The organism is Deltaproteobacteria bacterium CG11_big_fil_rev_8_21_14_0_20_49_13, assembly GCA_002796305.1.
GTDB lineage: Bacteria > UBA10199 > UBA10199.
Map to the genome: position 1 here is coordinate 1 of PCWZ01000063.1, position 10,340 is coordinate 10,340.

11 protein-coding genes are annotated in these 10,340 nt (G+C 51.4%); 10 read left to right on the forward strand and 1 reads right to left on the reverse strand.

Translation table 11 applies throughout. The annotated features are described in order from the left end of the window. Positions 1-168 precede the first annotated feature (168 nt). Entirely contained in the window at positions 169-2,619 is a 2,451-nt protein-coding gene (locus tag COV46_05970) for a hypothetical protein (GenBank protein PIR17002.1), read from the reverse strand. A gap of 93 nt (positions 2,620-2,712) precedes the next feature. Between COV46_05970 and COV46_05975 the strand changes: the two genes are divergently transcribed. The 10 genes from COV46_05975 to COV46_06020 all read left to right on the forward strand — a co-directional run bounded on the left by COV46_05975 (position 2,713) and on the right by COV46_06020 (position 10,146). Next, entirely contained in the window at positions 2,713-3,456 is a 744-nt protein-coding gene (locus tag COV46_05975) for a cobalamin biosynthesis protein CbiA (GenBank protein PIR17003.1), read from the forward strand. 86 nt (positions 3,457-3,542) lie between these two features. Beyond that, entirely contained in the window at positions 3,543-3,776 is a 234-nt protein-coding gene (locus COV46_05980; GenBank protein PIR17004.1) for a hypothetical protein, read from the forward strand. A 48-nt stretch (positions 3,777-3,824) separates the two neighbouring features. After that, the gene (locus COV46_05985) at positions 3,825-4,874 is read left to right on the forward strand and encodes a 3-methyl-2-oxobutanoate dehydrogenase subunit VorB (protein PIR17005.1); all 1,050 of its coding nucleotides are present in this window, start codon (positions 3,825-3,827) and stop codon (positions 4,872-4,874) included. 74 nt (positions 4,875-4,948) lie between these two features. Then, a complete protein-coding gene (locus tag COV46_05990; GenBank protein ID PIR17017.1) occupies positions 4,949-5,698 on the forward strand; it encodes a 2-oxoglutarate oxidoreductase in 750 nt (249 codons plus the stop codon). 94 nt (positions 5,699-5,792) lie between these two features. Beyond that, positions 5,793-6,329 carry a 2-oxoacid:ferredoxin oxidoreductase subunit gamma gene (locus tag COV46_05995; protein ID PIR17006.1) on the forward strand — a complete coding sequence of 179 codons (537 nt, stop codon included), beginning with the start codon at positions 5,793-5,795 and terminating at the stop codon, positions 6,327-6,329. Further along, a complete protein-coding gene (locus tag COV46_06000) occupies positions 6,326-6,808 on the forward strand; it encodes an NADH-quinone oxidoreductase subunit NuoE (GenBank protein ID PIR17007.1) in 483 nt (160 codons plus the stop codon). The genes COV46_05995 and COV46_06000 overlap by 4 nt, the downstream gene beginning before the upstream one ends. Further along, positions 6,805-6,996 carry a hypothetical protein gene (locus COV46_06005; protein ID PIR17008.1) on the forward strand — a complete coding sequence of 64 codons (192 nt, stop codon included), beginning with the start codon at positions 6,805-6,807 and terminating at the stop codon, positions 6,994-6,996. The genes COV46_06000 and COV46_06005 overlap by 4 nt, the downstream gene beginning before the upstream one ends. Before the next feature lie 2 nt (positions 6,997-6,998). After that, entirely contained in the window at positions 6,999-8,834 is a 1,836-nt protein-coding gene (locus COV46_06010) for an NADH-quinone oxidoreductase subunit F (protein PIR17009.1), read from the forward strand. 1 nt (position 8,835) lies between these two features. Continuing rightward, on the forward strand, positions 8,836-9,750 hold the full coding sequence (locus COV46_06015; GenBank protein PIR17010.1) for a hypothetical protein: 915 nt from the start codon (positions 8,836-8,838) through the stop codon (positions 9,748-9,750). A 9-nt stretch (positions 9,751-9,759) separates the two neighbouring features. Next, positions 9,760-10,146, forward strand: coding sequence for a hypothetical protein (locus COV46_06020; GenBank protein PIR17011.1), 387 nt, complete (start codon positions 9,760-9,762; stop codon positions 10,144-10,146). Positions 10,147-10,340: the final 194 nt, after the last annotated feature.

Below are 10,340 nucleotides of genomic sequence, written 5' to 3' on the forward strand. Positions count from 1 at the left end.
TTTCTTATTCGATATATTAACAGATGACCCATGTCTGACCGCTTCTTCCTGTCACCCTGTCCCGCAAATGACCCACTCATATCCGCGAAGAGCCAAATACTCTAATCGCTTCTTCCCGCCATCTTGTCCCGCAAAAGGCCAACTCAAATCCGCGAAGAGCCCAAAAGTTTACTCTGCTTCAATAATATCCGCCAGTTCTGCACGCGCCGTCTCCCAAATGTCAGGGTTAGTCGACCAACTTATGTCGGTATGAACGTATGTTGGGTCGATTGGATTGTCGACACCATATTCCCACAAAACCTTCGGTATCATTTCGTTAACTATCTGCTGAACCCGCGTCGGGTCCTTTGCCGCCGCCATTGTGAGATAATCCACGTCCTGTATCCCGCGCCGCCAAAGTTTCAAACGAAGGCTCGCTATCGGCCCCGCCACATTATATGAATCTTGCGGATATATCGTATCCGTTCCCGGATAGAAGAGAACGCCGTCGCCATTTGTATAGTTAAAACCGGTTCGGCCGCGCACATCGTCAAAATGATCGTCACAACCGAACGTCTTTGCCGAGGCAAAAAGATTGACACGGTCGCCGCATGCTTGCTGGTCAAAGTAATATGTTGACTCCCATATGAACCAGCGGTCGATATTCTTCTTGAATTGAGACCACGCCGTAACGCGAAAACCCACGCCGTCGTCCTCCGTAGCAAGAGTGCCGGCGGCCGGACGTTTGCCGTTGTACATATAAACGCGTTTGCCGGGTTGGGCGTTGAACGCATCAACGGCGTTCTCCCACGCGCTCGTGATCCCAACTCCGATCGTCGATGTCGGGATGTCAAGCGAAGGGGTGCTGGCAAAGGCGTCCGGCATCGCAATTGTTGCCATGGACATTAATTCGCCGCCCGGGCCCGGATTGTCTTCGATCCATTTTGCCCACTGTTCTATTTGCGGCAGGTTGCCGCTTTCGTCTATCAAATAAAGGAAATATTCAGTCTCCGGAGAGTTATTATTGAACCAGTTCACCCACGCGTCTGAATGCGTTCTCATTTCCTCTTCACTGTCCCAATCGGGACCCTGCCACGACGAATATGTTCCAATGGAAAAAACGTTATCCCCAACATCGACGCCGGGGCCGTCATAACCGTTAGCCCTGGAAAAAAGCGAACCGTCAAGCCTCGGTAGCCACTCGTTCCTTGGCGCATCGTCGCTCCACGGTTCCGCGCTGTAATTAGCGTCGATAATGGACATCTTGTGACGATGAGCCAATAAAAAATGTCTGTCACGAATTGTATCCGATGCAACGTCGTCAAGTCCTACGTTCGGCCAGCGTTCTCCCAAATAACGTTCATTAATATCGCCATAACCCAAAAAGATCATGGTCTTTGCCGACGGCGTGTCCGGAAGAGCGAAATTTCTTACGGTGAGTGAAACAGGAACCTCTCCTTTTGTCACGCCGCCTTCTTTTATGGTCATCACCCCTTGATAAATCCCGCTCAGCGCTGTTTTAGGGATATATATGTCACACCAGACTGACTGGTTGTTACTTTTTTTAACGTCGAACGTGTTCACCCATTCCATGGGGACGAGTATGTCCGGATAATATTTATCGTGGTTTGGCCTGTCGGTCCACGTGCCGGTGGCTTCACCGTTGCCGGTCCAGGGTCTTCGCAATTTGTTCGGCACATGCCTTTCATCATAATAAGCCTCGTAACCGAACGCGCTTAAACCCTTTATCTGCAGATAACGAACATAGAAAAGCTCGATGTTCCTATCGACCCACGAAAAAACGCCCTCTTGGCTGGCCGGTATCGAACCGATCTCTGCGCCGCCGGGTCCCGTCATGGCATTAAAAGTGACAGACACGTCATTTACATCAACATCGGCCGATTCTAAAACAAGGTTAAATCCAACAACCTCGTTCTTCGCTCCGAAAATAGTGACGCCGCTCCCATCCCAAACGCTGTTTACAACGCTCTGCGGGTCTGATGCTGCGCGCAATTCATCCTGTGTTACCTTGTCTCCTCCTTCATTTGCCCACACGGCGGACAATTGGCCTAAATACTCGTTCGAACTGTCGCACGCATCGCCAACGCCGTCGCCGTCCAGATCGGCCTGATCAGGATTGGCGATGGACGGACAGTTATCGCTTACATCCAATTCGTCATCGTCATCGTCATCCAGATCGCAGGTTGCGTTATATGTTGAGCTTAATATCGAGCATGAATAAACCGTGACACTGCCATCCAAGCATGTGTCTTGCCCGTCATCCGGATAGTCCTCCCATTTTTCGCCGTTGCATCTGTCGGCGGGACAATCGCGAAATGATAAATCTATTTGTGAACATGAGGGTTCTGCGTTCGTTGTTTCTGTGCCGACATCGCCGATTTCTTCTTCCTGAGTTTCAGTCTCTCCATTTGTCCCTTGTTGTGCGACCGTAGAGCCGTCTTCCTGCTGCGTTCCACTTGGCGAACTTCCGCCACAACCGGCAAACAGAAAAACGGTCGCCAACAAAATACCCTGTAATATCAATTGTTTGTTGCTTTTAAGCATAGTGGCACAACCACCCTCTATATTATTATCGGCCATATGGACACTGAAAGTTGCGTTTTTCAACCTTTTTTTCATTTTTTTAGCCGATTTTGCATCTACTTTTAAACCGTGGTCGGTAATTTTTGTACTGGCATTAGTATCAAGGTTTGGCTATCGTCCATTCATCATATGGAAAAAAGATCGCTTACACTTGTGAACGGTAGCCATTCCCTCCAACCCATCACCATAATAGTCGGCAACTTCGGCTCCGGAAAGACCGAGGTTTCGGTAAATTTCTCGCTGGCGGTGAAGGCCGGCGCTCCCGATGAAGAGGTGACGATAGTCGACATGGACATGGTCAACCCCTACTTTCGTTGCCGTGAGGCCGCAAGCCCAATGGAAGAAAAGGGGATAAAGGTGATCTACCCGAAAGGGGAATACACATGGGCGGACCTTCCGATAATACTCCCGGAGGTCAAGGGGCTCCTTATTCGCAAGGGCCACCGGTTGATACTCGATGTTGGGGGAGATGACGTCGGGGCAAAGGGGCTCGCCTCACTTTCAGACCATCTTTCAAAGAACGAATGCGAGGTCCTTTTTGTGCTGAACCCCAACCGACCCTTCACCGGCAACGCGGCGGGGACAATGAAGATCATGCGGGAAATATCGGGCGTGAGCGGGCTTCCCATCAACGGATTCATAGTCAATACCCATTTAATAGATGAAACTACTCCCGAGACAATAATCACCGGCGCTCGAACAGCCACCAATATCTCTAAAGAGAGCGGCGTACCTATAAAATTTGCGACGGTAATGAACGGTATCCTCGCAAAAATGGACGCGAAAGAGATCGGCTCTCCTGTGCTCCCCCTGAAACGCCTCCTCCTTCCTCCATGGAAGAAGACAGGAAACTTCTCCACCCTCAAAATATAGCCCTAAAATTAATTTTTGGTTGCCAAGACATTCTAATCACGTTAGGAATTCCAGGGGACACACACCGTGTGTGTCCCCTGATTTTTATGTCCAACGTAAACATCAATAAGGACAAATGCAAAGGATGCGAGCTCTGCAAGAACGTCTGCCCGCAGGGCATTATTTCCATGTCCGACAAGATAAGCGTGAAGGGTTATTATCCAGCGCAGGTCGTGGAACCTACGCGTTGCATAGTCTGTCGCCTCTGCGCCATAACATGCCCCGACGTGGCAATTGAGGTGGAGGCAGAAGGCTCGCTTTATAGATTTTTTGATTACTGACCGTTAGCTTCTCGACTCGCTAACGCTAGCTTGAAGGGTAAAATTAGCATGGCCAAGAAACTGATGAAGGGTAACGAGGCGATTGCGGAGGCGGCGATACACGCCGGCGCTCACAATTATTTCTGCTATCCGATCACCCCTCAGACCGAAATAGCCGAATATCTGGCAAAGAGAATGCCGGAAGTGGGGGGGGTCTTCCTTCAAGCCGAAAGCGAACTTGCCGCCGCGAACATGGTCTATGGCGCGGCCTGCACAGGCAAGAGGGTCTTTACCACATCTTCAAGCCCCGGGATCTCCTTAATGATGGAGGCGATATCATACATAGCCGGAACCGAAGTGCCGGCGGTCATCGTCAATATAATGCGCTGCGGACCGGGTCTCGGCGGAATTCTGCCGGCTCAGGCCGATTATTTTCAGGCAACAAAGGGGGGCGGCCACGGCGATTATCATGCACTGGTCCTGGCCCCTTCTACCATTCAGGAAGCGGCCGACCTCATGATCGACGCCTTTGACCTTGCGGACAAATACCGCACGCCGGTGATGCTCGTCGGCGACGGAATGATAGGCCAGATGATGGAGCCGGTCGAGTTTAAACCCATCAAGCCAAGGGTCGATACAAGCGGCGAATGGGCGGTTACCGGCTGCAAAGGTAGAAAACCCAGAATACTCACCTCTCTCTTTCTAGATGCCAACACGCTTGAGAAGTTGAACGAAAAGCTCACCGCAAAATATAACGTAATGAAGAAGGAAGAGACGCGCTTCGAACAGGAAGGCTGCGACAGCGCATGCGAGCTGATGATAGTCGCTTACGGCACCATGGCGCGCATCTGCAAATCGGCAATGGCCGAGCTTGTAAAAGAGGGCCGCAAGATCGGCCTCTTCAGACCCATCACGCTCTTCCCCTATCCCGAAGGCCAGCTGGAAAAGGCGGCCGTGAACGCTAAGAAGATACTGGTGGTGGAGATGAGCTGCGGCCAGATGATCGAGGATGTGGAGCGCATAGTGGGCAAGGGAAAAGAGATACATTTTTACGGCCGAACCGGCGGGAACATTCCAACGCCGGACGAGATACTAAAGAAGATGAGGACGCTGATTTAAAATCGCTCATCCTGAGCCTGTCGAAGGATGTAAGTGGTTCATGGTTCGACAAGCTCACCATGAGCGGATATTATATGGATAAGATATTCACGAAACCCGAAGCTCTTCGCGATGCGACCACGCACTACTGCCCAGGTTGCACGCACGGCACCATCCACCGCCTTGTGGCCGAGGTCCTGGATGAGCTTAAACTTCGAGAAAACACGATAGGCGTGGCACCCGTTGGATGCGCGGTCCTTGCCTATAACTATTTCAATTGTGACTTCGTAGAGGCGGCTCACGGACGTGCCCCGGCCATGGCCACCGGAATAAAGCGCTCGAACCCGGAGCTCACCGTATTCACATATCAGGGCGACGGCGATCTGGCCTCGATCGGACTTTCAGAGATAATCCATGCGGCCAACCGCGGAGAGAAGATAACGGTCGTATTCGTCAACAACGCCATTTACGGCATGACCGGCGGCCAGATGGCCCCGACCACCATGCCCTGTCAGTTGACCACAACAACTCCCAAGGGAAGGGACGTCAAGGTGACGGGCTATCCGATGAGGGTTTCGGAACTACTCGCAACACTTCAAACGCCTTCGTTCATCGTCCGCTCGGCGGTCCATACAACGAGGGGAGTTATCAAGACAAAGGAATATCTGCGGCAGGCCTTCACTAACCAGAAGGAGAACCGCTGTTTTTCGTTCGTAGAGGTTTTGTCCGTCTGCCCCACTAACTGGGGAATTTCGCCTATAAAATCGGCGGAATGGGTTGAAAAGACCATGGTCCCTTATTACCCGCTCAAGGTCTTTAAGACACCGGATGATGAAAAAAGTTAAGGTGAGTGAGCGTCGGATTCATTCCGCGCGAGCGAAAGGGGCTTTGGGGGAAGGAGCGAGTCTTCGAGCGAGTCGTTCCCCCCATCATACATAGATGCAACACGAGGTAATATTCGCAGGATTTGGAGGACAGGGGATTCTTCTCATCGGACAGATGCTGGCCTACTCCGGCATGGACGAGGGTTTGAATGTCACCTGGCTCCCCTCTTACGGGCCGGAGATGCGCGGCGGCACCGCTTCGTGCACGGTGGTCGTCTCCGACAAACCGGTCGGTTCACCTGTGGTGAGCTCGCCGGAGATAGTGGTCGTAATGAACCGGCCATCGCTCGACAATTTCGGGCCGTGGGTAAAGAAGGACGGATATCTTTTTATAAACAGCTCTTTGATAGATGTCCGCTCGGGTCGCACGGACATTAAAGAGGTGCTTATTCCGTGTAACGATCTGGCAGTGAAGCTAGGGAACGCCCGCTCCGCCAATATCATAATGCTTGGCGCCCTTATCGGAAAGACGAAGATCATGCCCGAAAAGGCCATTAAGGGCAGAATAGAGTACGCCTTTAAAAAGAAGGGTGAAGAGCTCGTGAAACTCAACTACGCGGCATTTGATGAGGGGGCCAAGGCGTCCTTATGATACAAGAGAAACAAAAAATAGAAAGCATACTTAAGAGATACCCAAAGGACCCTGCATCCATCATTCAGGTGCTTCAGGATATCAACGATGAATACCGCTATCTCCCCTGCGACGTTGTTGGATTTGCCGCGGAACAGTTGGGCGTACCCAAATCAAGGGCCTTTAGCGTTGCTACGTTCTACAAGGCGTTCAGTCTAAAGCCGCGCGGAGAGGTGATCATAAAGATATGCAAAGGGACCGCCTGCCATATTCGCGGAGCGGAGCAGTTGTCCGATGAACTGCAGCGGCTGCTGAAGATCGAAGCCGGCGAGACCACGAAAGACATGAAATTCACGATAGAAGAGGTCAACTGCGTAGGCGCCTGTGCGATGGCGCCCGTTATAGTCATAAACGAAAAGTATCACGGCAGCGTTACAACTAGCGAAGTTAAGGAGATGGTAGAACTGTCATCCCCGCACAAGCGGGGATCCGGTGCATGAACTGGATTTCCACTTTCGCGGGAATGACAGATTATTTGGAGTCTGCCGGGAAATTCAGTTTTGTCATCGCGAGAGGCCCAAGGGGCGACGTGGCGATCTCACGAAATCAAGTAGTTACGGGAGATTGCTTCGTCGCTACGCTCCTCGCAATGACGCATAAGTGGCATTCCCCGACAGGCTCTATTTAACTATGACCGTAGCAAACCAGACAGAACTTTTAAAGCTTCATAAAGAGCTTCTCTCGAAAGAGGCCTTGCTCTCTCAGCGCGTATCTGTCTGCTGCGGAACAGGATGTCTCGCAAGCGGCAGCCGCGAGGTATTTGACGAGTTCAAAAAACATAATGTGGCCGCGGAAATGGGTCTCTGCGCCACCGGATGCCACGGATTCTGCCAACGGGGACCCCTCGTCATCTTAAAGCCGAGCGGTGTCTTCTACACGGGCGTAAAGCCTGCAGATGTTGCGGAAATAACAGATAAGACCCTGAAGAACGGCGAGACGATAGAACGCCTTCTATATACAGACCCAACGACCAAGAAACGGGTCGTTAAATATAACGATGTCAAGTTCTATGCCGGCCAGAATCGAATAGCCCTTCGCCACTGCGGGCACATCGATCCCAACGACATAAACAGCTACCTTGCAACCGGCGGATATCAGTCACTTGCAAAGATCCTTTCCGGAATGAAGCCTGACGAGGTGATAGAAGAGGTGGCAAGGTCCGGGCTTCGCGGACGCGGAGGAGGCGGATTCACAACTGGACAGAAGTGGCGCGTCTGCCGCTTGGCAAAGGGGACACGCAAGTTCATAATATGCAACGGCGACGAAGGCGACCCCGGCGCGTTCATGGACAGGTCGATGATGGAGGGGGACCCTCACGGCATACTTGAAGGGATGTTGATCGGCGCCTTTGCAATTGGCGCGCACGAAGGTTATATTTATGTAAGGCACGAATATCCGCTTGCCTTAAAGCACCTGAATCAGGCTCTTAAAGATGCAAGAGAGCACGGTTTTCTTGGAAAGAACATATTAGGGAGCGGTTTTGGTTTTGATATCAAGATAAACAGGGGCGGCGGCGCGTTCGTCTGCGGCGAAGAGACCTCTCTCATTCAGTCGCTCATGGGTTTCACGGGCGAGCCCAACCAAAAACCGCCCTACCCCGCCGAATCGGGCGTTTATGACTGCCCCACCGTAATAAACAATGTCGAGACATGGATCAATGTCCCCTACATAATCTCCGAAGGGGCTTTTAATTACGCAAGTCTCGGGACCGAAAAGAGCAAAGGAACAAAGGTATTCTCTCTCGTCGGAAAGATAAACAACACAGGGCTCGTTGAGGTCCCGATGGGAATGAAACTAAGGGACATAGTTTACGACATCGGAGGCGGGATACTTAACGGCAAAAGGTTCAAGGCCATCCAGACCGGCGGTCCCTCGGGCGGATGTCTGCCCGAAGAAAAACTCGACATGCACGTCGACTTTGATGAGCTGACAAAATCGGGCTCGATGATGGGCTCCGGCGGCATGATAGTGATGGACGAACGCACATGCATGGTGGACGTCGCCAGATATTTCATAAATTTCCTTAAGGGCGAATCTTGCGGCAAGTGCGTTCCCTGCAGAGAGGGGTTGAAACAGCTGGCTGTTATGCTCGATGAAATATCCACGGGCCACGGCACACACGCACACATTGAAAGGATCAAGACGATATGCTCCACGATGCACGACAGCTCGCTTTGCGGACTTGGAACAACGGCATCTAACCCGGTCATGTCGACGCTCAAGTATTTCGGGAACGAATATCTTGAACATATTGATCACAAGAAGTGCCGTGCTGGTGTTTGCAAGGACCTGACCGTTTTTTACATCACTGAGAAATGTGTGGGTTGTACGCTATGCGCGAAGAGATGCCCCACAAAAGCGATAACAGGCAAGGCAAAAGAAGTGCATGTATTGGACCAGAAGAAATGTGTAAAGTGCGGTGTATGCTTTGACGTTTGCAAGTTCAATGCGGTAAAGATAAACTGACATGACGATTGAATTCACCATAGACGGCAAAAAGGCAAGAGGAAGCGAAGGCGAAACGGTGCTCGATGTCGCAAAGGCGAACGATATAGACATCCCCACGCTCTGCCACCACGAGGCCGTGGCCAACTGGGGCGGTTGCCGGCTTTGCATAGTTGAGATCGCACAACCTGAGTGGAACGGCCAGACAAAGATAGTCACCTCCTGCCTATTTAAGATAAAAAGCGGCCTCACCGTCACAACCAACTCCGCTAGGGTCGCAAAGAACCGCGAGACCATACTAAACCTCCTGCTTGCACAGGCGCCTAACGCCAAAGAGGTGAAAGAGCTTGCAAAAAAATACGGCGTTACGCCGATGAAACTAATCCATAACGACGCCAAGCACAGGTGCATAACCTGTGGTCTTTGCACCAGACTTTGCGCCGCGCAGGATGCATATGCAATAGCGACCGTCCACCGCGGTCCAGAAAAGGCAATAGGCGCGTTCTGGCAGAAACCGCCGGAATCGTGCATCGGTTGCCTTATCTGTGCATCCAACTGCCCAACACAGGCTATAGGTTTCAAGGAAAAGAAGGGTTCACGGCATATCTGGAAGAAGGATTTCAAGCTGGCAAAGTGTTCTTCTTGCGATTCTTTCCTTCCCCTTACCGAAGAGCAGGTGAAACATTATGCCCTCAGGTCTAGCCTGGGAGATAAATATTTCACGGTATGCGAAGATTGCCGCCGCAAGGAGACTACCAACAAGTTCCTTGATATCATACACGATCCTGCGGGCGAGATAATGGAGAAGTGGAATGCCGAAGGGCTTCCGCCGCTCAAAATGCCTTCACCTACAAAAAAATGGTTAGAAGAAGAGAAGCGAAGAATGGCGACGAAGCAATCTAGATCGCCACGCTCGCCCATGGCTCGCTCGCGATGACAATTTTTTATGAAGAAGCTTGAGATAAACGCATATAAATGCTGGGGTTGCAAGACCTGCGAAAGGACATGTAGCGCGTTCTATAATGGCGAATCGTCGCGAATAAACGTTATCGTTCGCGACCGTAACGCAAGGATCCCCTTAACGTGCCTTCACTGCGGCGACCCGGCGTGTCTTAAGGCCTGCAAGTTCGAATCGATTTCCAGGAACGAAGAGACCGGCGCGGTGGAAATAGACCGCGATAAATGCACATTATGCAAGGCCTGCCTCGCCGCCTGTCCATATGGCAACATAATTTGGGAGACCAAAACAGAGCGAACCGTCAAGTGCGATCTCTGCGGCGGCGACCCGGAATGTGCAAAGACCTGCCCGTCAGGCACGCTGATGTTCGGTTAAGGACCTTTATCTTAGTCCACTTTTCAGGAATTTGAACATCAAAAGTGTTCTAAGTTTCGAACTTAAAATCTATACGCACTGGGCTCTAATTTCTAATCCCATATAATATAAGGGCGCCTCTAAAAACCTGCTTGTTCTGTCATTGCGAGCCCCGAAGGGGCGCGGCAATCTCCCGCAAACACTTGATTTATGGA

What these genes read in the sequence shown, in the direction of transcription:
- COV46_05990 (PIR17017.1), top strand. Translation starts at nt 4,949, where the DNA reads ATGGATAAGATATTCACGAAACCCGAAGCTCTTCGCGATGCGACCACG.
- COV46_05970 (PIR17002.1), bottom strand. Translation starts at nt 2,619, where the DNA reads ATGAAAAAAAGGTTGAAAAACGCAACTTTCAGTGTCCATATGGCCGAT.
- COV46_06015 (PIR17010.1), top strand. Translation starts at nt 8,836, where the DNA reads ATGACGATTGAATTCACCATAGACGGCAAAAAGGCAAGAGGAAGCGAA.
- COV46_05995 (PIR17006.1), top strand. Translation starts at nt 5,793, where the DNA reads ATGCAACACGAGGTAATATTCGCAGGATTTGGAGGACAGGGGATTCTT.
- COV46_06020 (PIR17011.1), top strand. Translation starts at nt 9,760, where the DNA reads ATGAAGAAGCTTGAGATAAACGCATATAAATGCTGGGGTTGCAAGACC.
- COV46_05985 (PIR17005.1), top strand. Translation starts at nt 3,825, where the DNA reads ATGGCCAAGAAACTGATGAAGGGTAACGAGGCGATTGCGGAGGCGGCG.
- COV46_06005 (PIR17008.1), top strand. Translation starts at nt 6,805, where the DNA reads ATGAACTGGATTTCCACTTTCGCGGGAATGACAGATTATTTGGAGTCT.
- COV46_05975 (PIR17003.1), top strand. Translation starts at nt 2,713, where the DNA reads ATGGAAAAAAGATCGCTTACACTTGTGAACGGTAGCCATTCCCTCCAA.
- COV46_05980 (PIR17004.1), top strand. Translation starts at nt 3,543, where the DNA reads ATGTCCAACGTAAACATCAATAAGGACAAATGCAAAGGATGCGAGCTC.
- COV46_06010 (PIR17009.1), top strand. Translation starts at nt 6,999, where the DNA reads ATGACCGTAGCAAACCAGACAGAACTTTTAAAGCTTCATAAAGAGCTT.
- COV46_06000 (PIR17007.1), top strand. Translation starts at nt 6,326, where the DNA reads ATGATACAAGAGAAACAAAAAATAGAAAGCATACTTAAGAGATACCCA.